The sequence below is a fragment of the Pseudoalteromonas lipolytica genome, from assembly GCF_003515105.1.
Taxonomy (GTDB): domain Bacteria; phylum Pseudomonadota; class Gammaproteobacteria; order Enterobacterales; family Alteromonadaceae; genus Pseudoalteromonas; species Pseudoalteromonas lipolytica.
This window is the reverse complement of sequence record NZ_CP032090.1, coordinates 1,117,850-1,142,430: the sequence shown is the minus strand read 5'-3', so window position 1 is coordinate 1,142,430 and position 24,581 is coordinate 1,117,850. Positions and strand designations below refer to the sequence as shown.

Annotated in this window: 22 protein-coding genes; 7 read left to right on the top strand and 15 right to left on the bottom strand. The window is 41.4% G+C overall.

The window, feature by feature from the left end:
* Positions 1 to 46: 46 nt before the first annotated feature.
* On the bottom strand, positions 47 to 697 hold the full coding sequence (locus tag D0907_RS05185) for a glutathione S-transferase family protein (RefSeq protein WP_074988646.1): 651 nt from the start codon (positions 695 to 697) through the stop codon (positions 47 to 49).
* Between the two features lie 264 nt (positions 698 to 961).
* On the opposite strand from D0907_RS05185, the gene D0907_RS05180 reads away from it, so the two are divergent.
* Positions 962 to 1,804 (top strand): LysR family transcriptional regulator, encoded by an 843-nt coding sequence (locus tag D0907_RS05180; RefSeq protein WP_036969929.1) that lies wholly within the window; start codon positions 962 to 964, stop codon positions 1,802 to 1,804.
* Here D0907_RS05180 and D0907_RS05175 read toward each other — a convergent pair.
* Positions 1,791 to 3,803: a winged helix-turn-helix domain-containing protein gene (locus D0907_RS05175; protein ID WP_036969931.1), complete on the bottom strand. Its 2,013-nt coding sequence runs from the start codon at positions 3,801 to 3,803 to the stop codon at positions 1,791 to 1,793. The genes D0907_RS05180 and D0907_RS05175 overlap by 14 nt on opposite strands.
* Before the next feature lie 129 nt (positions 3,804 to 3,932).
* Here D0907_RS05175 and D0907_RS05170 point away from each other — a divergent pair, with 129 nt between their 5' ends.
* Positions 3,933 to 5,939 (top strand): fused MFS/spermidine synthase, encoded by a 2,007-nt coding sequence (locus D0907_RS05170; RefSeq protein ID WP_118844112.1) that lies wholly within the window; start codon positions 3,933 to 3,935, stop codon positions 5,937 to 5,939.
* 68 nt (positions 5,940 to 6,007) lie between these two features.
* Here D0907_RS05170 and aroC read toward each other — a convergent pair whose 3' ends face one another.
* Both aroC and prmB read right to left on the bottom strand, forming a co-directional pair.
* Positions 6,008 to 7,105, bottom strand: coding sequence for a chorismate synthase (gene aroC, locus D0907_RS05165; RefSeq protein ID WP_036969935.1), 1,098 nt, complete (start codon positions 7,103 to 7,105; stop codon positions 6,008 to 6,010).
* A 61-nt stretch (positions 7,106 to 7,166) separates the two neighbouring features.
* Positions 7,167 to 8,102, bottom strand: coding sequence for a 50S ribosomal protein L3 N(5)-glutamine methyltransferase (prmB, locus tag D0907_RS05160; protein ID WP_065978781.1), 936 nt, complete (start codon positions 8,100 to 8,102; stop codon positions 7,167 to 7,169).
* A gap of 101 nt (positions 8,103 to 8,203) precedes the next feature.
* On the opposite strand from prmB, the gene smrB reads away from it, so the two are divergent.
* The gene (gene smrB, locus D0907_RS05155; protein ID WP_036969939.1) at positions 8,204 to 8,761 is read left to right on the top strand and encodes an endonuclease SmrB; all 558 of its coding nucleotides are present in this window, start codon (positions 8,204 to 8,206) and stop codon (positions 8,759 to 8,761) included.
* Positions 8,762 to 8,784: 23 nt separating this feature from the next.
* Positions 8,785 to 9,705 (top strand): AEC family transporter, encoded by a 921-nt coding sequence (locus D0907_RS05150; RefSeq protein ID WP_118844111.1) that lies wholly within the window; start codon positions 8,785 to 8,787, stop codon positions 9,703 to 9,705.
* Between the two features lie 3 nt (positions 9,706 to 9,708).
* Here the strand turns inward: D0907_RS05150 and D0907_RS05145 are convergent, their stop codons facing one another.
* Genes D0907_RS05145 through sixA form a run of 4 tightly spaced genes read right to left on the bottom strand, consistent with a single transcriptional unit; the run spans position 9,709 to position 11,775 of the window.
* Positions 9,709 to 10,443, bottom strand: coding sequence for an SDR family oxidoreductase (locus D0907_RS05145; RefSeq protein ID WP_118844110.1), 735 nt, complete (start codon positions 10,441 to 10,443; stop codon positions 9,709 to 9,711).
* The gene (locus tag D0907_RS05140) at positions 10,440 to 10,880 is read right to left on the bottom strand and encodes an ASCH domain-containing protein (RefSeq protein ID WP_075593883.1); all 441 of its coding nucleotides are present in this window, start codon (positions 10,878 to 10,880) and stop codon (positions 10,440 to 10,442) included. The genes D0907_RS05145 and D0907_RS05140 overlap by 4 nt, the downstream gene beginning before the upstream one ends.
* Before the next feature lie 19 nt (positions 10,881 to 10,899).
* Positions 10,900 to 11,250 carry a RidA family protein gene (locus D0907_RS05135; RefSeq protein WP_065978777.1) on the bottom strand — a complete coding sequence of 117 codons (351 nt, stop codon included), beginning with the start codon at positions 11,248 to 11,250 and terminating at the stop codon, positions 10,900 to 10,902.
* 48 nt (positions 11,251 to 11,298) lie between these two features.
* Entirely contained in the window at positions 11,299 to 11,775 is a 477-nt protein-coding gene (gene sixA, locus D0907_RS05130) for a phosphohistidine phosphatase SixA (protein ID WP_118844108.1), read from the bottom strand.
* A gap of 192 nt (positions 11,776 to 11,967) precedes the next feature.
* On the opposite strand from sixA, the gene D0907_RS05125 reads away from it, so the two are divergent.
* Both D0907_RS05125 and D0907_RS05120 read left to right on the top strand, forming a co-directional pair.
* Positions 11,968 to 14,688, top strand: a complete 2,721-nt coding sequence (locus D0907_RS05125) for an insulinase family protein (protein ID WP_118844107.1) — start codon at positions 11,968 to 11,970, stop codon at positions 14,686 to 14,688.
* 176 nt (positions 14,689 to 14,864) lie between these two features.
* Entirely contained in the window at positions 14,865 to 16,982 is a 2,118-nt protein-coding gene (locus tag D0907_RS05120) for a putative bifunctional diguanylate cyclase/phosphodiesterase (protein ID WP_371915642.1), read from the top strand.
* On the opposite strand, the gene D0907_RS05115 is transcribed toward D0907_RS05120, so the two are convergent.
* On the bottom strand, positions 16,979 to 17,173 hold the full coding sequence (locus D0907_RS05115; protein WP_036969956.1) for a hypothetical protein: 195 nt from the start codon (positions 17,171 to 17,173) through the stop codon (positions 16,979 to 16,981). The genes D0907_RS05120 and D0907_RS05115 overlap by 4 nt on opposite strands.
* A gap of 220 nt (positions 17,174 to 17,393) precedes the next feature.
* Between D0907_RS05115 and D0907_RS05110 the strand changes: the two genes are divergently transcribed.
* Positions 17,394 to 17,870, top strand: a complete 477-nt coding sequence (locus D0907_RS05110) for a DUF4234 domain-containing protein (RefSeq protein WP_074988653.1) — start codon at positions 17,394 to 17,396, stop codon at positions 17,868 to 17,870.
* Positions 17,871 to 17,921: 51 nt separating this feature from the next.
* Here D0907_RS05110 and D0907_RS05105 read toward each other — a convergent pair whose 3' ends face one another.
* The 6 genes from D0907_RS05105 to D0907_RS05080 are packed head-to-tail and all read right to left on the bottom strand — an operon-like array spanning position 17,922 to position 24,478.
* The gene (locus D0907_RS05105) at positions 17,922 to 19,241 is read right to left on the bottom strand and encodes a DUF58 domain-containing protein (protein ID WP_118844106.1); all 1,320 of its coding nucleotides are present in this window, start codon (positions 19,239 to 19,241) and stop codon (positions 17,922 to 17,924) included.
* Complete coding sequence (locus D0907_RS05100) at positions 19,238 to 20,221, bottom strand: AAA family ATPase (RefSeq protein ID WP_036969962.1); 984 nt, start codon at positions 20,219 to 20,221, stop codon at positions 19,238 to 19,240. The genes D0907_RS05105 and D0907_RS05100 overlap by 4 nt, the downstream gene beginning before the upstream one ends.
* A complete protein-coding gene (locus D0907_RS05095; RefSeq protein ID WP_118844105.1) occupies positions 20,218 to 21,366 on the bottom strand; it encodes a DUF4350 domain-containing protein in 1,149 nt (382 codons plus the stop codon). The genes D0907_RS05100 and D0907_RS05095 overlap by 4 nt, the downstream gene beginning before the upstream one ends.
* Complete coding sequence (locus tag D0907_RS05090) at positions 21,356 to 22,813, bottom strand: hypothetical protein (RefSeq protein WP_118844104.1); 1,458 nt, start codon at positions 22,811 to 22,813, stop codon at positions 21,356 to 21,358. Before D0907_RS05090 ends, D0907_RS05095 begins: the two co-directional genes overlap by 11 nt.
* The gene (locus D0907_RS05085) at positions 22,803 to 23,753 is read right to left on the bottom strand and encodes a stage II sporulation protein M (RefSeq protein WP_074988657.1); all 951 of its coding nucleotides are present in this window, start codon (positions 23,751 to 23,753) and stop codon (positions 22,803 to 22,805) included. Before D0907_RS05085 ends, D0907_RS05090 begins: the two co-directional genes overlap by 11 nt.
* Entirely contained in the window at positions 23,750 to 24,478 is a 729-nt protein-coding gene (locus D0907_RS05080) for an RDD family protein (RefSeq protein ID WP_118844103.1), read from the bottom strand. The genes D0907_RS05085 and D0907_RS05080 overlap by 4 nt, the downstream gene beginning before the upstream one ends.
* Positions 24,479 to 24,581 lie beyond the last annotated feature (103 nt).

Genomic DNA, 24,581 nt, shown 5'->3' with positions numbered 1-24,581 from the left:
TGCGAAAAAGGCACAAAGCATAAAGTTATCGCTTTGTGCGCGGTGATTAAATAATATTCTCTCCTGCCTCATCACGTGTAACAATATCTGTTTCTTGCAGTGCGTGTGCAATCCAATTATTCAAAACAGGACACGATAGTACCTGGTCACAATAAGCTTGTGCAGGGCTTGATAATGTAACTTGGTAAGTTTTAAAGCGCAGTACCACGGGCGCAAACATCGCATCAACAATTGAAAACTCACCATACAGCCATGTATTGGACGACGATTGTGGTCGCATCGAAAATATCTCATCAATGCGCGCAATGTCTTTCTTTGCGTGTTCTGACAGCTCAACATGTCTTTTAGCTCGAATATTCATGGGCATTTCATTTCTGAGTGCGAGAAAGCCACTATGCATTTCTGCAGCCACACTTCTTGCGTGAGCTCTTTTATTTAAGTTTTCAGGCCATGCTCTGCCATTTAGATAAGCATCGTTGATGTATTCACAAATCGCGAGTGAATCCCACACAGCTAAATCACCGTCGATTAATGCAGGGACTTTTTGTACAGGAAATTTCGTTTTTAATCTGTCATAAAAGTCTGGAGTATCTAAAACAAGTTGCTGCTCAGTAAATGATATATTGAATTTACTTAATAAATACCACGCTCTTAATGACCAACTCGAATAATTTTTATTACCAATAAATAATTGCATTTTTCATCCCTTAACGATTAGATTAATACCATTCTGCTTAATTAAGTGGTCTATTTTGAGGCAATAAAACCGCGTTGATAACAAGGCAAAAATTTAGTTATTTAGTTGTTCTAAATCAGAAATTTTTAACGCAGGTAGCGACTGGTTTAATCACTCTAAATGATTAAGTATTTTTGCAAAATGGTATAAACCCACTATAGAGCAGCAAAAGGCGAATTACTCGCCAATTGTTTTTATACAACCCATAAGAGAAACTGATACATCATGGATATTGATGCCTTACGAACTTTTTGTGCTTTTGTAGACACGGGCAGTTTTACCCGCGCAGCCGCACAGATTTGCCGAACCCAATCTGCGGTAAGTATGCAGATGAAAAAACTAGAACAAGACACAGGGAGTTCTTTATTTGAGAAGCAAGGACGACAGTTAGTGCTTACCCAACAAGGTCATCAATTAGCAAGTTATGCAAAGCAGTTAATCAATCTTCACGATGAGGCCTTTAAGCAACTTCAAGCAGGCACTGGAAACCGTCGAATTCGTATTGGCTGCCCTGATGATTACGCCCATTCAATTTTACCGCGACTCGTGAATTCACTGCGCATGTTAAATACTGCGCTGGATATACAAATTAGCTGCGCACCTAGCAGTGAATTAAGGGCTAAGCTTGACCAAGGTCAACTTGATTTAGTGATTGCGACCCGTTCACCAAACTCAGAGGAAGGTTACCTAATACAATCAAGCCAAGGAGTGTGGGTGAAAAGTCCGTCTTTTAAATTAAACCCTGCAACCCCCTTGCCACTGGCCTTATTTCAACGCGACTGTAAATTTCACCAAGCCAGCATCGAAGGTCTACTGAAAGCAGAGCGACACTTTAATATTATCGCCTGCTGCGGCTCTGTGGGGGCTTTACATGGTTTAATTGAGCAAAATCTCGCAATAGGGAGCATGGCACGCATTAGTATGCAAAAGAGCGTAGAAGAAATTACCGATGAAACACTCCCCCTCTTACCAGTGATTGATATAGTGCTTTTGCATGGTAATCATGCTCATAACCCCGTCAGCCTTGAGCAACTTAAGTCTCTGATAGAACATATTAAAGTAGTTTGACTAATTTGCGCGTACGTTTAGGGTCGGTTAAGTATAAAAACTCATTCAAATCGTGTGACGCATTAATCAGCATATGCTGTTTTGGGGCTGTTAATTGCCAACTTTCGCTATCAGATGAAACTAAATCAATCGTTTGATATTTGATACTATGCGGCTGTTCTAAGGTGATAGCTAATTGCTGCTTTTCAACTGCAATTCCAATAATTTCATCTTGTTGAGACTGCCATATTAACTCAATATCACCGTCAGAATTTACGCGAAAAACTTCATTACTATTTGAAAAATAAATCTGGTCTTTATCATCTAAGTCCATACCGTAGCAACTCAAGCGTTTACCAGAACCAGAAAATGGCGTCAGCGATAGATCATTTAAATCAAATTTAGCTGGGTGAAATGTAACCCCATCTTTTGCGCGGTAAGAGACTAAAATGGATTCTTCATTATGATACATTTCGCGTAAATAAAATGAGTGATGAGGATGTGGAATAGCTTCATAGGTCCCACTGACAATATCAATTTTATATAAGGTATCTTTGCTTGCAGTGAATACTTGCTGACCATTTTTATGCCATACAGTACCAAACAGCTCTTCGTTATCTGGATTTGCGAAGACTAATTTCTGTTTTTCATTTTCATACAAAAATAATTGTTTTAGTCCAAAGCGATGTGACTCAAATACAAATTTTGTTGAATCCGGTGAAAACACTGGCAGAAAGTCAACCGAGGAAGTATCCACCCGCTTTGTAAGTGTATTTGGATCTGTTCGTGTTTGACTGACAATATCAACATCCACATTCACTAATTCCATTAAAATTGACTCAGCAGATGAAGTGTACTGGGCATCGCGAATTATTTGATAATTATTAAACGGAATAAGCTGCAGCTCACCTTCAAGATCTAAACTTATAAGTTGGTTACGTTGGCTTATTAATAACGCTTGATTGTTTGGATGCCAACTCAAACCTTGAATACCGTTTTCTATTACTGCAATGGTTTTCACTGTATTACTAGCAAGCTCAAGCACATCGATACGGTATTTATTTTGTCCTGCTTCAAAACCTAACGCGACTTTACTACCATCATTTGATAACGCATGAACAAGTAACCAATCTTGCTCAGAAGCCGCTAGTAATCGCTTTTTTTGTTTACTGTTTATATCCAGTGAAACCAGTTGGGTGTCATTACTTTGTTTATTTTTCTCGATAAAATAGAGTACTTCTCCAGCTCCCCAATAAATATGATGGCTCGTCAGTGTCGTCTCGGTAAAGCGATTGACAGTCGTTTTCTCACGTGCCACAAATGACGATAAATCAAGCGATAAAGTTTGGAGTGACTGATTATGCTCACTCGCTTCGACAAACGCCAACGCATTGTCTTGTGAAGACCACCCTAAGGCAAAATAACTTGCAGCAAACTTCGTGAGCCTAGCTTCTCGACCTGTGGCTAATTCCTTTAACCAGATATGTTGGTTGCCTTTATCACCTCGAACAAAGGCTAAGTGGTTACCATTATGCGATAAAGATAAATTAGATTCATTCAGTTCGCTTGACGTCAGTGGCATTAATTGACTAAAACTTGGATGCGCTTGCTTATCAGCAATCATTTGCCAAACTACAACGCCTGTAAAAACGAGTACCACGAGTAGCAACGGCAACCATTGCGTTTTTGCTTTAGTTGCTTTAGTTGATTGGCTCAATTCAACCTGCTCCAAGCTATAACCCCGTTTTGGATGAGTAATTATAAATTGAGGGTTCTTGGCATCTTCTTTTAAGGCTTTTCGTAATAACGCAATACAACGCTGTACTGAGCTTGGATTAAATATTGAATTAGGCCAAACCGCAGCGAAGATCATTTCTTGGCTTACGACCTTCCCCTGATGAATATAAAGGGTATGTAATACATCCATGACTTTGGGCTCGACAACTTGCTCATATTCTTGCGATGAAATTAAACATCTGCTTTCATCAATCACAAATTTACCGATTCGATAACTCGCCACTTACTGCTCCAATAAATATTGACGAATCAAAGGTTAAGGTTTTCTTAAGAGAAACTCAAGCATTACTCCATTGTGGCTTTACTCAAACTCGTAGATTGTTTTTTCATCTTTCAATAGGTAACAAAAACAATGTATAAACTTTTATCAATCGCCACTATTTTCATCAGTGCTTTTTTACTTTTTCAAATTCAGCCTCTGCTCTCAAAGCAACTTTTACCTCACTTTGGTGGAGGTGCCTCTGTCTGGTCAGCCAGCTTAGTGTTTTATCAAACAATGCTATTGCTTGGTTATTTTTATGCACACTATATCAGTCGGTACACGATTACATTACAAGTAGTTACTCACCTGTTATTGGTTATCATTGCAACACTGGTTATTTACTTACAAAACGAAATTTTTCACTTCACTGATTGGCCTCCAACTCTCGCTGTATTTGTGCATTTATTGCGAGAAATAGGCCCTATTTTTATGCTACTTAGCGCAACCAGTGTGCTTTTACAGCGTTGGTATATCCAAGTCTTTGCAAGACATGTTCCGTACCATTGGTATTCTATTTCAAACCTAGGCTCTTTAATGGCGTTAATGAGTTACCCATTTATATTTGAATTACTGTTTTCGCTAGAGCAGCAAAAGTCATATTGGCTTTTTGGGCTACTCTGCTACTGTGCCTTATTACTATTAATAATGGCGTTTTTGCTAAAAAAAGACCTTAAAGTAGCCCGAAAACCTCAGTTAGCGAATAGTGCAAAGCTATCACAAGGAAAATCAATCTGGATTATTTTGAGTGCCTTAAGTACCGCGATGTTAGTGTCAACAACACATATGATCAGTACTAATATTCCACCAATGCCATTACTTTGGTCCTTGCCACTGGTGATTTACCTACTCACTTTTAGTTATACGTTTGCCAATAAAGTAAATTATCAGCGTTATGTGTGGGCGTATACGTTTGTATTTGCAGTGTTTGCTGGACTGTTAATGTTTTATTTTGGCAGCCAATTTAGCGCACTAGCTCAACTCATTATGTATTGCGCTATCTTATTAACCGCCTGCATGGTGTGTCATGGTGAACTAAGAAGTACAGCCCCTGATAACGCTCAATTAACCACTTTTTACTTTTATATTGCCCTAGGAGGTGTGCTAGGTTCACTTAGCAGTACCATGATTGCTCCTTTACTTTTCGTACAACTTGATGAGTATCTACTGGGGTTAGCTGTTATTTTTAGCTTTATTTGCTATTGCCAATTTAAAACCCAAACAGGTAATAAACACATTAAGTACACCCTCGTTGCAACCGCTGTTGTATGGCTCTCATGCTATTGTTTCTTAGCCGTAAACTTTAATCAGTATAATGTTGCTACGAGCCGCAATTTTTACGGTTACCTCACAGTAAAAGATATTCATACCAATACAATAAAAGAAAGGCGCTTAATAGATGGCACAACCATCCATGGCGCAGAGCCACTTGATAATAATCAATTCCTTGGTCAAAGTTATTATCATCAACATACGGGTGTTGCTAAATCTCTCACGATTTTAAAACAACAGGGCGCATTAAACATAGGTGTCATTGGTTTAGGAGCTGGTGTACTTGCAAAGTTTGTGGGTCAAGGTGACCGCCTCCATTTTTTTGAACTCAATCCTGCAGTGCATGACATGGCAAAGAATTATTTTTCTTATTTAAATAGCAGTAAAGCCAATGTGAGAGTAACCATAGGTGATGGTCGAATTGCGCTTCAAAAAAATCATCAAGAAACATTTGATGTGTTAATCATTGATGCTTTTTCAAGTGATGTTATTCCCGCGCACTTACTCACTCGAGAAGCTATGTCGCTCTATTGGCAAAGACTCAATGAAAATGGCGTGCTGATCGTGCATATTTCCAATAACCACATCGATTTATTGCCCGTATTACAAGCCCACAGCCAGCATTTTGATAAAACGTTAATAAAGTACAGCTATCAAGGGCGTGGCTTAAAATCTCTGGGCTCTGACTGGGTGGTATTAACCAGTAATCACACTTTTTTAAATGATGTTTCTATTAGTGACTTATCGCCTATAAAGCACTACGGGAATTATCAACTTGCAGAATGGACTGATCAAAAAAACAGCTTATTGCCTCTGTTAAAATTTTAAATTAAAACACAAAAAAGCGCGATGGCTTGAAAGCTATCGCGCTCATTACTTTTTCTAAATAGATACTTTTAGATTGAGCCTTTGATTGGCCCGTGCTCGTGGCTAACATGGGGGTTTTGGCCACGCTGGCGTAATAAATGGTCCATTAAGGTAATCGCCATCATCGCCTCAGCGATGGGGATTGCACGAATACCCACACACGGGTCGTGACGACCTTTGGTGATCATTTCAACGGCTTCGTTGCTAGTATTTATACTGTTACCCGGAATCGTAATACTTGACGTTGGTTTAAGCGCGATAGACGCAATAATATCTTGTCCTGTCGAGATACCCGCAAGCACTCCCCCCGCGTGATTTGATGTAAAACCATCTGGGGTCAGCTCATCACGGTGCTCTGAGCCTTTTTGCTCAACGACATCAAAGCCATCACCAATCTCAACTCCTTTTACCGCGTTGATGCTCATTAGTGAGTGCGCAAGCTCAGCATCAAGACGATCAAATACTGGCTCACCTAAGCCAACAGGCACATTCTTAGCGACTACTTTCACTTTAGCGCCTACCGAATCCCCCTGTTTTTTAAGCTCACGCATGTACTCATCAAGCGCGTCTAATTTACTGGTATCGGGGAAGAAAAACGCATTGTTTTCTACTTCATCCCAGTTATAGTTTTCGGCTTTAATAGGCCCAAGCTGACTTAAACATGCACGTACTTCAATACCATGAAATTGCTTTAAATATTTTTTAGCAATCGCTCCTGCCGCCACACGAATCGCGGTTTCTCGAGCTGATGAGCGACCACCGCCACGATAATCGCGGATACCGTATTTATGCCAGTAGGTGTAATCACCATGACCTGGGCGAAATACGTCAGCGATTTTACCGTAGTCTTTTGAACGTTGATCGGTGTTTTCAATCAGTAAACCAATACTTGTGCCTGTGGTTTTACCTTCAAATACACCTGAAAGAATTTTGACTTCGTCACTTTCACGGCGCTGTGTTGTATAACGACTTTGCCCTGGTTTACGACGATCTAAGTCAATTTGTAAATCGGCCTCACTAATTTCAAGGCCTGCTGGTGTGCCATCAACAACGCCGCCTAATGCAACGCCGTGGCTCTCACCAAAGGTGGACACCTTAAATAACTGCCCTATGCTATTACCTGCCATTAACTTTCCTCATTCCTGGCTACTGAGACCGAGCCCTAAGGCTCGGCTTTTAAATTCGCTATTAATCGGCGAAATAATTAACAAGCTGTTGTTTGCTTATCACAAATACGCCTAAGCCACCTTGTTCGAATTCAATCCATTCAAACGGCGCGCCTGGGTACAGTGCATCCATATGTACCATAGAGTTACCAACTTCGACAAATAACAAACCGTTATCAGTTAGATGCTCTGCTGCTTCAGCTAAAATGGTACGAGTGACGTCAAGTCCATCATGGCCCGATGCTAAACCAAGCTCTGGCTCATGGTGGAATTCGCGCGGTAAGTCGGCCATGTCTTCAGCATCAACATAAGGCGGGTTAGCAACGATCAGGTCATATTTTTGTCCTGGCACACCGCTAAATACGTCTGACTGAATAGGTAATACACGCTCATTAAGCATGTAATCACTAATATTAATATCAGCAACTTCTAAGGCTTCATACGAAATATCGACGGCATCAACTTGCGCGTCTTCAAAAGCTTGTGCAAGCGCAATGGCGATACATGCAGAGCCTGTGCATAAATCAAGAATGCGGGTTACCGACTCAGGCTCTTCAAGCCAAGGAGCAAACCGGTTGTTAATTAGCTCAGCAAAAGGTGAACGCGGAATCAATACACGCTCATCAACATAAAATGGCATGCCGGCAAACCAGGCAATATTTGTTAAATAAGGCACTGGCGTGCAATCGTTAATACGTTCAGCGATTAATGCTGCTAAACGATTTTTTTCAGTGCTCGTTAAACGCGCATGCATTAGCTCTTTAGGTGCATCAACAGGTAAACTTAGTGCTGGTAGCAATAAGCTGACCGCTTCATCCCATGCGTTATCTGTGCCGTGGCCAAAGAAAATACCACTGCTCGCGAATTGACTGGTTGTCCAACGTAACCAATCGTGCAACGTTGAAAGTTCAGCAATTGCCTCGTCTAAAATTGCGTCTTCTATTTGGAAATGGTTCATGTATGTTCCTTAACTTTCAAAGTCTGTTCTGACGCGTATTGTACCGTCTTTTCAATTGCTTTTTACTCGATTTTTAGCGTTTTTTTGTTTAGACTGCCGCCATGAAAAAAGATCCCCACGACAACAATCACATCAGCACTGACGATATAGACTTATTTCGTCAGAGTATCAGTGGTGCCAAAGCATTTAAACAAGACACTATCCGATTTACTAACAAGCCTAAAGTGTCACAAGCGAAGCAATTTTCCCAGCAAAAAAAGCAACATCAGTCAGAATTTTTCTTTTCAGACGAATATGTGCCAGATATTGATACGCACGGCACTGTAAGCTATGTCAAACCAGGACATGATTCCTACTTGGCAAAACAACTGCGTCGTGGTGACTACGTACCTGAGCTAACCCTTGATTTACATGGATTAAATAAAGAACTTGCCAAAGATGAGCTTGCAGGACTGATTCACGAATGTAAAAAACAACATTACTACTGCGCGTGTATCGTGCATGGGATTGGTGAGCGTATTTTAAAACACAAAGTACCGCAGTATTTAGTGCAACATCCCGATGTTATTGCTATGCACCAAGCCCCGCTTGAATTTGGCGGTAAAGGCGCAGTACTTATTTTAATTAACCTTCCACAAAGTGACGAATTCCGACGTTAACGTCACTTTTAATAAGGCCACAAGTGCATATTTTTTCGATCATCTTTCCACTGATTTTTATCGTGCTAAGTGGCTACATTAGTAGTCGTAGCCGATTTTTATCGAAAGAACACATCGCAGGCCTCAGTAAATTTACTTTTTATATTAGCGTTCCGGCATTTCTATTTGTCAATATGGCGCAAGCAGATTTACATAGTAGCGTTAGTATTGCTGGATTTTTAAGCTTTTATATTCCTGTATTAGCAATCTACGCACTCGGGTATTTGCTTGATCGCTATGTAATTTATAAGCAATCAGCCGCATCTCGCCATGCCGTGTTTGCGCTGGGTAGTAGCTACTCTAATACCGTACTAGTCGGGCTACCAATTATTATCGCCGCACTTGGGCAGCAAATGGTTGGGATTGTGTTTATGATCATTACCTTTCACAGCGCTTTACTGTTTACACTGACTTTTCTATTGAGTGCAAAATCGCAGCAAACCTTTTCATGGCGAGCCTTCGCGAAAAATATGTTACTGAATCCTGTGGTTCTAAGTATAAGCAGTGGCCTTGCGATTAACTTATTGGGTGTAACGCTTTATCACGATTTGGCGAATGGTTTGAGCTTACTTGCCAAGCCAGCTATTGCCTGCGCACTGTTTGTGTTAGGCGCAAATTTAGCGTTTTATAAGGTGGCAGATAACTGGCAAGCATCCCTTATCGCAACCATCATTAAGCTCGTAGTCTTACCATGTAGTGTGTACTTTTTTGCAACTCAGGTTTTCAACCTTGAACACTCTTTGATGACAGTACTGGTATTGCTCAGTGCGTCGCCATTAGGAGTGAATGCGTATTTAATAGCTAACCAAATAAAACAACATCAAGCAACGCTCGCAAGTGCTGTCGTCATATCAACCACACTGAGCGTTATAAGTTTTACTGTTTGGTTAAGCATTTTACTTTAAGTCTTACAGCCCACCAGATACATCCACAAAACTGCCTGTGGTAAACGATGCATGCTCTGAGGCCAAAAAATAAATAGCTTTGGCGACCTCATCAGCCTCACCGCCTCGCCCGAGTGGTAATTTACTTTTTAAGCGGTCTACGCGATTAGCTTCACCACCATCACGGTGCATGTCAGTGTAAATTAAGCCGGGCCTTACAGCATTAACACGAATTCCCATACTGGCGACTTCTTTTGCAAGGCCTATGGTAAAGGTATCAAGTGCGCCTTTTGAGGCAGCATAATCTAAATACTCATTCGCTGAACCTGTCCGTGAAGCCCCCGATGACACATTAACAATACTGCCTTTGTGCATTCGCTTTATAGCTTCTCGCGCACATAAAAATGCCCCTGTCACATTACAGCTCAAAATAGCATTAATACGCGCCGCGTCCATTTCTAAAAGTGACATTTGTGGCTTCATCATCGCAGCATTGTTAACCAGTATATCTAAGCGTGACACCGTGCTATCAAGTGCAGCAAACATAGCCATTACTTGTTGCTCATCAGCCACATCTGCCTGAAAGGTATGCGCTTTAACCCCTTGCTTTTCGATTTCTTTGGCAACTTGCACGGCGCTTTGTTGGTCTGATTTGTAGTTAATGCACACATCATAGCCATGCTTGGCAAATAGTTTAGCTGTTGCTGCGCCAATACCACGCCCACCACCAGTAATAAGCACAACGGGATTTGAACTCATGATGACTCCTTAAAAACTAACTGAAATTGCTCGCACACTAAGGGCATCTCAGGATGACGTGAATAAGCTGTGCCGTGTAATTCTCGCTGGTAGTATGGCCAATGCACTTGTTGCCAATAACGAAGACTTTTATCGCCCTCGCCTTCTAACGCGGCATACGCTTCGGTAATTTGATTATAAGGGGTGATAACAACAGAGGTGGTTTCAATAATGCCAAGCGGCCGCCCTTGCCAGTTCGTAAAAATAGCCAAGTCACCAACCCGAGGGAGCGCCTCGTTATTAGCTTCAAACCAATACAGTGATGAGGTGGTCGCTCGCTTGACTCCTTGCAGAACAAGGTCAGCGCATTCATTGGCATCCACCTCATTATCGCAAAAATGCCAAGCAGGCAAAGTACTAATTTGACGAGATGACTGCTGGTTAAAATCAGCAATCATCTTGTTAATTCGTTGCTCGTTACTTAACGGCTGCAACAACTGAAATCTCAACAAGTAGCGCGTCACGCGCCATTTTAGCTTCAACACAGGCACGCGCGGGGGCATGGCCTTCAGGTACCCATGCATCCCACACTGCATTCATATCGGCAAAGTATTCCATGCTTTTAAGATAGAGGGTGGCGCTTAACATATGCTCTTTGCTGCTACCGGCTTCAATTAGCAGAGTTTCAACTTTATCGAGCATAGTTTGCGTTTGTTCAGCAATGCCTTTTTCTGCATCAGCGCACACCTGCCCACATAAGTACACCGTGCCGTTATGCTTAACGATGCGACTCATTCGCGCACCTGTTTGTAATCGTTCAATTGTCATAGTATGTATTAAATAGTTAACAGTGACAGTAATTTAACAGACATACTGCTATATTTCGACGTTATTTGGCGAGTGAATACTTAAGTAGTGGCTTCGCTGTTTCGTTTCATCATATTCAATGACTGCTACAGCACCCGTATTAAAAATAGGCATATTACCAGGGCTCAATTGATCAACTAAATAACTCACGATCGGCATATGAGCGACGACTAGCCAAGTATTACACTGTGGATGCATCGCGATTAACGTTTCTAAATAATCAGTAGCCACTTGTGGTACACCGTCGGGAGTAATGTCGCGACACATTTCTTTGTAGAGTAACGGAATATTGTGTGTTGCATTCTCAGCCGTTTGCTGGGCACGTAAGTACGGACTTACCAACAAAGCGTCTGGTTTATAATGACATGCTAACCACTTCCCCATCCTACTGGCTTCTTGTTGACCCGTTGGCGTCAATTGTCTTGCTGCATCATCTGCTTGCATAGGCGTTGCTTCGCCATGGCGCATGATTAAGATTGTTTTCATAAAAAATCAACCAATTAAAGAATATAAAACAGTAGCCAGTTTGCTTGATTGTTAGCTATATTAGAATATCATCACAAGATAGATTAAACATCCGCTTATGATATTCAGGTAGATTTTCGTTGCTGTGCCTTTAGCGTTCCTGAGATTATCATCTGTTGTTAGGACATTAACGCATTCTTTCAGGAGAATTTTTTGAATATCAGCCGCAATGATAACAGAACATACCAGCCCCTAACACTGGACAATGGTCTAAAAGTGCTTTTAGTGCAAGACCTAGAGTCAACAAAATCAGCGGCTTCTATGGCTGTTAATGCGGGTCACTTCGACGATCCCCTTGATAGACAAGGTCTGGCTCATTTTTTAGAGCATATGCTTTTTTTAGGGACTGATTTATATCCCGAGTCTGGTGCCTTTTCTAACTTTGTTTCACAATCAGGTGGCAGCACGAACGCCTGGACTGGCACCGAGCATTCTTGCTACTTTTTTGACATCAATAATCAACAGTTTTCAGATGCACTCGCGCAATTTAGTCGCTTTTTTATTGCCCCCTTACTCAGTCCAAAAGAAACCACCAAAGAGCGCAATGCAATTGACGCTGAATTTAAATTAAAAATTAAAGACGACGGACGCCGTATTTATCAAGCGCATAAAGAAACGGTAAACCCGGCACACCCTTTTGCTAAGTTTTCGGTGGGTAATCAACACACATTAGCAGACCGTGAGGGCTGTATTAGCGAAGAACTGCGCGCATTTTTCAACCGTCATTATCAAGCACAATGGATGACTTTAGTTATTTGCAGTAACGCCGATATTGCCACGATGACTGACTGGGTTAAGCAGTATTTTAGCGATATTAAAGGGCAAGCAAAGAGTAAAGAGATCATCGAGCCTCCCCTTTATCGCAAACAAGATTTAGGAAAAGTTTTACACATTGAACCGCACAAACATATGCAAAAGCTCATCATCAGTTTTGCTATGCCCAACATTGATGATTTTTATCGCCATAAAACGGTTAGTTTTATTGCTCACTTGCTTGGCTATGAGGGCAAGGGCTCGTTGTATTCAATTTTAAAAGAACAAGGTTGGATCAATGCTCTTTCTGCTGGTGGCGGTATTAATGGCAGTAACTTTAAAGATTTTAATATCAGCGTAGCTCTTACAGATGAAGGTATTGAATACTATGAAGATATTGTCGAAATGGTATTCGAGTATATTTGTTTAATTAATCAAAACTGCGCCAAACTTCCCAGGCTTTATCAAGATAAAAAGAACCTGTTACAAATTGCCTTTGATAACCAAGAAAAAGCACGCCTCATCGACTGGGTTAGTAATTTAAGCATTAACATGCAGCATTACGATGAAGAAAATTACGTACAAGGCGATTATTTAATGGAAGGCTTTAATCGTTGCGCCCATGAAATTGCGATGCAATGGTTAACCCCAGATAATATGCGATTGGTGCTCATTCACCCCGATGTTGAGCCAGAACATACTACCGCTTGGTACAATACACCTTATAAAATCGAAGATATATCGCCATGCTGGTTAGAAGCATTAAGTGAAATAAACACGCCCTTACCTGAAATGTGTCTGCCTTGCGCTAACCCTTATTTAACCAAAGAGGTTGAACTGTTACCGCTAGACACTCCCAAAAAAGCGCCTGAACTACTTGTGAAACAAGAAGGGTTTGATTTTTGGTTTAAGCAAGACGCGACTTTCCGCGTTGCTAAAGGGCATTTTTATTTAGCGATGGATTCTCACTACGCAATTAAAGACGTAAAACACATGGCGCTAACGCGCCTGTTTGCAGACCTTTTTATGGACAGTGTGGCAGAGCAGTTTTATCCAGCCGAACTGGCTGGGCTGAGCTATCATTTAACCTCGCATCAGGGTGGGCTTACACTGCACACCGCCGGTTTATCTTCAAGTCAGCTCACCTTAGTTAACGAATTACTCGAAGCACTGTTTAATGTCGATATTTGCGCAAAACGCTTTGCCGAGTATAAAAAACAGCTTGTTAGGCATTGGCGTAACAGTAATCAAAACAAACCCGTCAGTGAGCTATTCAGTATTTTAGGGGCGCAAATTATGCCGTGGAACCCTGAGCCCAATGCACTTGCTCAGGCGCTAAAAGATACCAGTTTCCACCAATTCAACTGCTTTAGAACTGAGTTTTTTAAAGCCTTGCATGTTGAGTCATTTTTACATGGCAATTGGCAGCGCAGCGATGCACTTAAATTTCAAAAGCAAATCGTTGATCACCTCGCTGGCAGTACCACTATTATCGATTTAACACGGCCACTAAACGATGTTACCGAAGTAGAACACCAACGTATCACACTCAATTGCAACGACCACGCAATGGTGCTTTATTACCAAGCATTAACCGATGACACCACAGAAAAAGTTAAAATGATGGTGCTTAATCACCTTATCAATCAAGACTACTTTAACGAGCTAAGAACAAAACAGCAGCTTGGCTATTTAGTGGGTGCTGGGTATGCCCCATTCAACACACGCGCTGGCATTGCGTTTTATGTGCAATCGCCTAAACACAACGCTGATGAGATACTCAAACGCCACCAGCAATTTATTAGTAATTTTGTCGCACAGATCCCCACTGTTGATGAGCAGCAATGGCTTCAAACAAAAGCGGGACTCGTGACACATATTGCAGAAAAAGACAAAAACTTACGACTTCGCTCACAACGTTTATGGCTGGCAATTGGTAACCGCGATACTGAGTTTAATATGCAGCAACAACTGATCGCTGAGCTTGATGCGCTGAGTCTTGAGGATATGCAGCAATATATTATTGAGATCTTTTCTGAAAATCGGCCTAGAATCGAACTTTTAAGTGAGCCAAAGCTCAAAAAACCAGCAAAAGCCAACCTTTCTTCTCATTCTCTTTGACTCGTTCGTGAGCTTAGATTAAATTATCTGGTGCGAATTAAGGTATTTCATTAATGATAAAAATAATAAAAATGATTTCTACTTTTTTAATAATGAGTATGGCGGATGTTTTTTCTGCTTCTGCAAGCCCGATAGAGCTTGAGCAAAGTACACTGTTGCTGATCCCAAGCACAATTATGATGCTCTTGCTGCCATATTTGCTATTTGTCATTTACAAACTAAAGCGTTCTCGACATCAGCTGCGAATCTCTGAACATCGACTAAAAAGTACCGTAGAAGGCAGTGGTGATACCCTATGGGACTGGAACATAAAAACGGGCGAAGTAATACGTATCAACGATAAATACACCACAGATACGAATAACGCCAACGGCTTCCCTCCTAATCGAGACCTTATTCACCCACATGATTTACCACACGTTGAAAATGCACTCAAAAGACATTTTGCAGAACACACTGCATTTTTCGAGGCTAGTTACCGAATTAAAGATAGTTTTGATCGCTGGCACTGGGTATTAGACCGTGGAAAAATTATCGAAAAAGATACCAACCTAAATCCCTTACGAATGACAGGCACTGTCAGGGATATTTCACAGCTAAAATCAACAGAAGCCCGTTTAAACCTATTTGCTAAATGTGTTGAATCGCTGACTGATGCAATTGCTATCTACGACAAAAACTTTAAGCTTGTTGATTTAAACCCGAGCTTTTTAACTCTGTTTGGCGGCAGCCGTGAACAGTATTTAAAGAAAGATTTTGCACTGCTTGGCTACGACCAAAGTTATGTCGACGAAATTAAAGCCACCGTAAAAGCCACCGAACATTGGCAACAAGAAGTCAAACTTAAAAATGCTCAACGTCAATTATTACCCATTGAAATTTCAATTGATGAAATTAAAAATGAGCATAATCAAATTTGTAATTACGTGGTTGTTTATTCTGATCAAACCGAGCGTAAAAAAGCGGAGTCTCAATTACATAACCTATCAAACAGAGACCGGACGACCGGCTTGCCTAACCGAAACTTATTTTTCACCAATTTAAAAAAACTCGCAAAGCAAGACAATCACCATGCTCTTTTAGTGTTTGACCTAGACAACTTTAAAAAAATTAATGACTCATTAGGTCATCAACTAGGTGACAGTCTCCTAGCTAAACTGGCAATGCGTTTAAATAAACTCACTCGCGAGAAAGATGTGTTTTATCGTTTGGGTGGTGATGAATTTGCATTGGTTATGTCGGGCACTAACGACATTCATACCATCACACGGATGGCTAAACTATTTTTAGCCGCAATTGCCACCCCTTTTAATATGGCAGGCCATGAGCTGGTAATTACCTCAAGTGTCGGAATCGTGCTGTTTCCAGAAGACGGTAATACCCCCGAGCTATTGCTAAAAAATGCCGATACTGCGATGTATCACGCAAAGAAAAAAGGCAACAGCTACTTATTCTTTAATGACACAATGAACCGTGAGGCGGTAAAGCGCTTACAAATTGAAAACTTAATGCGCTACGGATTAAAAGAGGATCATTTCGAAGTCTATTACCAACCGAAAATGAATATTCACACCGGTAAACTCGATGGCATGGAAGCACTCGTCCGCTTTATCACTCCTAAAAAGGGGATTATAAGCCCGGGCGTCTTTATTCCGATTGCCGAAGAAACAGGGCAAATTATTGAAATTGGTGAAGTGGTCTTAAATAAAGCCTGTCGCGATGTGAAAAACTGGATAGATCAAGGCCTCTTTAATGGCCGTGTTGCGGTGAACTTATCCGCTAAGCAATTTAGTTTACCCGACTTAACCACTCGCATTGATTTAATATTACAAAAGAACGAGTTGCCCTCTTATTTTCTCGAACTCGAAATTACCGAAGGCACCGTAATGGATGACCCGCAAGAAGCCATTGCAGTCATGCGCTCATTAAGTGCCAGAGGCATTCACTTAGCGATGGATGACTTTGGCACCGGTTATTCATCCCTCGCCTATCTAAAACAGTTTCCACTAAACACGCTTAAAGTTGATAAAGCATTTATTGATGATATGCAAACTGAGCGGGGCCGGAACATGGTTGACTCAATCGTTACCATCGCACACAACCTAGAGTTACATGTTGTTGCCGAAGGGGTTGAACAAGCTAAACAAGTAGAGATGTTAAAAGAATTAAAGTGTCAAACGGTGCAAGGTTATTATTACTCAAAACCATTGTCACACCCTGAATTTACGGCATTTTTGAAAAGCCAACTCACTAAGTCAGCTCCAAGTTTAATCAGGAGTGTAAACGTTAATTAAGGGCGCCAACCACATGCCTGACGGCCAACATGGCGAACAAAAGCACGGCGGTAGTGCACATTAAACAAACACCAAGCAATGGGCCCAAGTACGCCCCCTAAAAACATCCAACGTTTTACAGGCATTCCCTTCGAAAGCGACTCTAAATACATCACCAATACAAATAAACAACTCAGTAGAATTAGCAGCACACAGCACCTCATTAAAAACAGCGCGCAGTGTATATAATTTAAGCACAGGTTTAAACCATGAAGCTGTAATAGCCACTATAAAGACGGGTTATATTCTATTACTATCAATTGCAAAGCGCTAAAAAATGCGTGAAATGATATACAGAATAAAGTCGAGGATATAATATAGGAACGTGCCTGTGGCACCTAAGGAAAAAACAATAAAATATGAGGATATATTATGTCTAATGAAACCAGCAATCTATACCAAGCGCCCGAAGCTACCCTAACAGATGCAAACAGCAGTGGTAATAAACCAATCTTAAACTTTGACCGTTTCTCTGCCTGGGGCGTGTTCTTTTTAAGTGTTTTTACACTGGGCATTTACAGTGTTTATTGGCTAGTAAATCGCACAAATCTTGCAAATTCACTCGCTAAACATCAAGTTAGCCAAGGTTTAATTTACGGCTATGTTGGTTTATACGCGGTGAATATTATTTTATCGATTGCGGGAGTTAGCCCCGAACTTGGGGGGGTTGTGTCGCTTATTTCTTTTGTTGTCGCGATCATTCTTATCTTTTCACTGCGTACTTCTTTAACTGAGTTAATTAACGAAAGCAGTGATGAGCCTGTCAAACTAAATGGTATTTTAACCTTTTTCTTCAACGTGATTTACTTTCAATATAAAATCAACGAAGCAATAGACAAGCAAAAATAATCGTTACAAACGTAAAAAAGGCATTGAATTCAATGCCTTTTTTATTACCTGCTAGAGAGCACCTGAGTGCTTCACATTTAAATACGTATTCAACACATGTGGCAGTAGTTGCGTAGGCTTACAATCAATAGCGATGACACCTTGCTTTTTAAGCTTTGCCATATTGGCTTTGTGTGCATTAAGTAAAGCAAGTGCCGCACAATAACTAGTTGCATCTTCATACTTCTCGATTGGCTCATCGAGTACCTCAGCCACTGCACGGTTATTTATATTGATAAGCGCTACAAGGTGGTGCTTTTGCAGCATTTTTATGGCTGGGAGCAATTCATCAATACTCTGCTCATCTAACGTTGTCACCAAGAGCACTAAAGAGCGTTTAGTTCGCTTAGCAATAAGTTGATTAACCGCGACTAAATAGTCACTGCTGCTATTATCGGGGTATAAATCATAAAAATGATTCATCACCCGCGAGACATTCTGCGCCCCTTTAATATCTGGTAACCAACGCAAGGCTTGATTGAAACTTTGCATACTGAACCAGTCACCTTGTTTTAAAACGGTGTGAGCGAGCAATAAAAGTGCATTTAATGCATGATCAAAGTGAGTGCCTTCGTTTGCTTCAATCGCCATTTTTTTAGATGCATCAAGCATCACAATCACATGCTGATTCTGCTCTTCTTGGTATTCACGAGAAATTAATTTACGACGTTTACTGGTCGCTTGCCAGTCAATTTGCCTAACACTATCACCTTGCCGGTATTCCCTTAATTGATGAAACTCAATACCTTCACCCCGCTTTTTGGTTAACTTTAAGCCATTAATTGGCTTATTGGTTACGCCATTAAGGTGTTGCTTTGAGGTTACACGACTAAAATCAGGGTACACTTTTAACCGAGTCTCTTGCTTGACTAACCAGCTAGATTGCCACAGCCCAAAAGACGAGCCAACTCTGAGCTCAATAGCGGTTATGTCAGCGTCACCGCGTTTATGAGCACGAATATTAAAGCTCAGCTGTGCTTGCTGCATCGCTGTTAAAAATACCGTCTGTTGCGGCTCAGCAAGCTCTATGGCCTGACTTAAATGCAGGCTAGCATCGAGAAGCTGGGGCTGCTTAGCGGTGTTATTGATAGTAAGCTGAACTGGCTGCCAACGATACAATGCCATATTTTGGCTCGTCGACAATTCTGTTGATAACAGCGGCTGCGACTTTGACGCCATTAAGTCAATCCATGTAATCACGACAGGCACCAATAATAACGCCGTCATTATTACGCTTCCAAGCTCAGCTATAGCACAGACAAGCACCATCAGCACAACTGCACATAGCAGTAAAACAAGGCGTTTGGCAGGTCTAAGCTTAATTCGAATCATGAGCGAGGTGCTTCAACACTGGCTAATATGGCATTGATAACTTCGTCGTACGACACCCCTTCTAACTCTAAATCGGCCGATAAGATCAAACGGTGTCTTAAAATATTAGGGGCGACTGATTTTACATCATCTGGGATCACAAAATCGCGCCCATTCATCAATGCGATTACTTTTGCAGCCTTAATCAGGTTTATTGATGCTCGTAAACCTGCGCCGTGCAATACACCTTGCCAAGTTCGTGAATTACGAACAATATCGACAGCATAATTAAGAATTTTTTCGTCAACTAGCCTATCTGCACATAGCTGCTTAATTTCACTAATACGCGCGGCATCAAGTACTGCTGGCAGTTGCTCAACCGTTGATTCATTCGACACCACTTTGGTGTTAAGTTTTAACAACTCCACTTCCGCTTCATGCGAAGGAAAACCCAATTCAACTTTCATCATAAATCGGTCTAATTCCGCTTCAGGCAACGGGTAAGTCCCTTCTTGATCGAGCGGGTTTTGTGTTGCTAAAACCATAAAAGGAGAATCGATAGAAAGCGATTCACCATCAATCGTTATTTGTTGCTCCTGCATCACTTCAAGTAATGAGGACTGGGTTTTTGCGGGTGCACGGTTAATTTCGTCTGCCAATAAAATATTGGTAAAGGCGGGTCCTTTTTTAATATTGAATTCACCCGACTTCATATCATATAAGCTATGACCAACAACATCTGATGGCATTAAATCAGGCGTAAACTGTACGCGCGAAAAATCCACGTTTAAGCTTTTTGCCAATGCCCTAACCAGTAACGTTTTGCCAAGCCCTGGCACACCTTCAAGCAGTACGTGACCACCTGCAAATAAAACGGTTAGCACATCTTCAACAATGGCATCTTGACCAACGAGGACACGTGAAATGTTTTGCTTTACTTGTTTTACAGCCTCCGCTGCATCTATCAAGCTCATGCGTTTATTTTCCAGTTCCGTGCTCATAATGCATTCCTTAATTGTTTAAATCGTTTGATATATTCTAATCGTTGCTCGCGTGATGTGGGTAATTCACTTACAAGCAGCTGAGTCACTTGTTGTTTGTCGAAGTGCGTTAAATTAGCAATAATTTGTGCCTGTTTATCATCACTTAACATTTTAAAATTGGGTACTCGCATCTCTACTTTGGCATTAAAGTCTTTACGAAGCGCTGTCCATAAATACGCTTCGTGTCCGTGTTGCATGTAGAAATTAGCCACCGCACGAATATGCGCATTAAAACTGGTTTTAATCTCGAAGTCAGGGGCATAGGCTCGACCAATTCGACTACTGATATGCCACACTGTAAACACTACCAATAATAAAAGGCTCACAACAAACTGCCAGCTCCAGTGCCATATTTTTGCCAGCCAATTAGGGTATGTTAAATAAGGAACATACGTCACTTTATCAGCCCCTTTGCTAAGCCAAAGTAGGAGGCTGCCATGGTCAAGGTGGCGTAATCGATAGTTTGTAAATGGTGCCAATGACGGCATTACAATAACGCGGCCTTGCCCAAAAGCGAGGTCACACATAACAGTATCGCCCTGTTCTGTGTTTGTGCTGACACCTGGGCAATGTTCAATCGTAAATGCACGGCTTAGTTCAAGCGCTAACACGGTGTCTTCATTTATAGCCAAGGTGCTGTTTTTAGACCCTTCTTTAAGCATTGCAAAGTCATAGTCAAAGGCACTGTCTTTCGCTGAAACGGTGATCCCTAGTTGATTAAAAAACAATGTATTATCAAGTGCCAACTCATCGCGCTGTCGATTTAATACATACACCAATCGCCCACCTTCAGCCACCCATTCAGCGAGCTGCTGATCTAATTGATACGAATCGGCAAGCACCGCTTCATCGACAATTAAAATAGTGTGTGGGTCAATGCGTATTTGTTCGCTATCGGCATGTGCAGCAAGGTGTTTATCTTTAAGCCATTTAATGCCATTTGCGTTTAACAATCGCTGCGCCATGGTGAAATTATCTTTAGCCACGTCAGAGTGAAAACCTATTTCGAATTCTTTTTTCTCCCACTCCAGCGACGCAACCCCCGCAACAATAATAAAACCAAGCAATACCAAACCAGCAATCAGTACATATTTAAGCTTCATGAGTACTTTCCTCCTTGCTGGCTGTCATTGTTTTTATTTCCTCTGTAAGAGCAATAAAATCAAGATCGGGTGTTTGGTGCCCCCAAGCAACACTCACCCACGCTGTAAACAAGCGCGTAAAAATATCGTGTATATGCGTCGGTACTTTGGCATCTATCGCACGCTTACATTCACGCTCAGTCATTGAGCGATGTAATCTCACTTGATGTTGCTGCTGCGCCCAACTAAGCGAGTAATGTAACAAATAAGCCAGCGCTAAACGGTGTTGCCCTGCATTAAAACAACGCAATGCCGAGGCAATTAAATCTGTAGGTAAATCCTGTGCTTTAATTTCAGCAAACAAACTGGGGATCACGGGCTCCTCTTTATGTCTGGCACGTTCAGGCAGGCTTAAATTGGCAAAAAAGCCGCGTTTTTTCATTAAGTAATAGACTAACCAAATGACTAATAACGCCACTAACACCCATCCCAATACACCAAAAACCTGCCCTATGGCTTCAAAAATATTAAATAACCATGATAAGTCACTCGATGAGGCTTTTTTGGGTTCAAAAATAGGCGTCCACGTTGTTTCTGTCTCTATCACATTAGGTTCATTATAAAGCGCTGTGACTTGCTCTTTTACCTGTTGTTTATCAATTTCATCGGCGTAACTGGCAGACGGAGCAATAGTAACACTGGATAAGAAAAGCAGTGCCAGTGAACACAATACACCGCTTAGACGTGCGCGAATATTTTTAAAAGCAAGCTCAATATCCCACCCTTCAAGCTCAACTCGACGATGTAAATAAGCTAAAAAGCCCCCCGTGACAAATAAAGGCGCAACGAGTGCAATACTTACTATATATAAAGCATTAAAGGCAATTTCTAACCACTCAGGGGCCTCAAAAATCTGATACATCGCTTCTTCAGCAGTAAATGAATACGGCACTAATGCAATCGTTAATGCAGAAAACCCCATCAACAAAATAAATTCAAAGTGGACACAAAATAGCATCCAAAGTGTTTGTTTGGGTTTTGTTGAAGCGAACAACAGCTGTTTACGCTTCGCTTTTCGTTCTTTAGACAGTTGCTCTAGTTGTTCAACTGGCGCCAAGAAAGCACGATTAGGACTGAACCTTAAGACACTTAAATGCACTAGCATCTCTGCCAACTTTAATTGCTTTAACGACTTTAAACTGTGGGTAATCGAGACCGGTTGATTAAAAACCGCCTTTGACATGTAATCGAGTATCGGGCGCTCGAATAAAGGTTTAAGCCACCATATTAAAAAGGCACTCCAGCTCCAATTAAGTAACACGCCCACAATTATAAATAGTGGTAAGGCCATGCATAAATACATAAAAAACAAAGAAAAAAAGTGCGATTTAACTAATAACACTGTTAAATCAAAGGTTTCGTAAGCATCACGTTTACGAGGGTTAAAACTCAGGCGATTAAGCTCCATAACGCATTCCCTTATAGAGACGATACAGCACATACGCCCAACACCCACTGCCCACTGTATATTTTATTTCATTCGCAATATCGCGCGGGGACCAAAACGCTTCTATAAAAGCAGCTATCACCAGCATTAAAAAGGCCCCTACAATTAAGGGCAAAGCTTTTTGTGCGGCTTGTTTTATGGCATAAGCACGCGTGAATTGGCCAGGGTTAAGGAGTGCGTAGCCAATTCGGCACCCTGCTGCAGAGGCAATGATAATCGCTGTCAGTTCAAAAGAGCCATGGGTGATAACAAACGAGAAAAACGGTCCTTCAAACCCAACATTTACAATATGTGCGGCAATGGCCCCGAAATAAAAACTGTTGAATAACAAGAAAAATGCAGCTCCTACACAAAACAACACTCCCCCTGCAAACATTTGAAATGCGATCCCTATATTGTTGTAGATATACACCCCAAACATTAATAAATCTTGTGATGCTCCCCGCTCAGCAGATTGCACACTTCCACTTGGGTCATACATTTTTTCTATGTTTAGCAACGTACCTTGCCCTAGAAAAGTATACGCTGCATCTGGGTCCAGTCTTACCCAAATAAAGGCAATTAAAGCTAAGCCCCAAAAAGCCAGCAAATTAACAGCTAACATCACACGGTTTTCATACAGAGCCCGAGGAAACGCTGTTCGTGCGACATGCCATAGCTCAGAAAACTGATTGCTACGAGACAAATACAAACGTTTTTGGCCTAACTGCACTAAACGATTTATTTGTTCAACGAGTATGGGGCTGTATTGACGGCTTTGAGCGATGGCTAAATCATTACAGATCTTGCGATACAGATTTGGAAAATGAATGGGCAACGACTCTGAACGTTCCATTTCACATAACGCTTTGAATTCATCCCAGCTTTGTGTGTTCGATTTTACAAATTGGGTTTGTTTCATTGCTGACTCTCCACGTGTGAGTGGTCATGATTATCGTGTAGTTGCCCAGCAAAATAACGGGCATAACTGGCTAATTGCTCCTCAATATCGGTTTCATTACTGGCTAAAGGCTCAGCAAGTATAGTGGCAATCTCCAGGTGTCTGGCAGCGGATAACTCATTGTGTCGTTCAGCAAAAGCAAGCACCGCTAATTGCTCTTCGGTCGTCAAGCTGACAGCAGGAATGCTCACATCACCTTTAGGCAGTAATGGGCGCTCTTGCAGCTCATCATCATAAATAACTAAGGTGCCTGCTGCCCAATCGCCGATCCGTTTGAATCGCGTATTAAACATCATCACGATGAGTCCTAAAAAATAACCAATAGGCAGCATATCAGCAGGACGTAATAAGTTGCGTACCACTATTTGCGAAAAGCTCGCTGGCAAACCGTTGTCTTGTACTACACGTATTTTGAGGCGTTTTTTACCGGGGGTCTGACCATTTTCCATTTCAAAAAGGATGTTGTATCCCCAAGATATAAGAAAGTAGGCAATAAGAACAAGGCCTTCGCCTGCGTCTCCAAAAAAAGAAAAGAGCGTTGCTATGGCAAGCAGGATCAAGCCACGAATAATAAGATCGATAATATAAGCGTAACTACGCGCCACAACACCTGCTGGTGTTATAGCAATATCAACACCTTCTGGGAGTTTAATGTACTCTCTGTTTTCCAATCCGTGGTTTAACATGCAATCTACTACTAGTCGTTATTATCGTCTTTGCTTATTAGGGCAGAACCTTAAAAAGCAATAAGTTAAGTAAACCATGATGCGCGTTTTCCTGTCTTTTTTC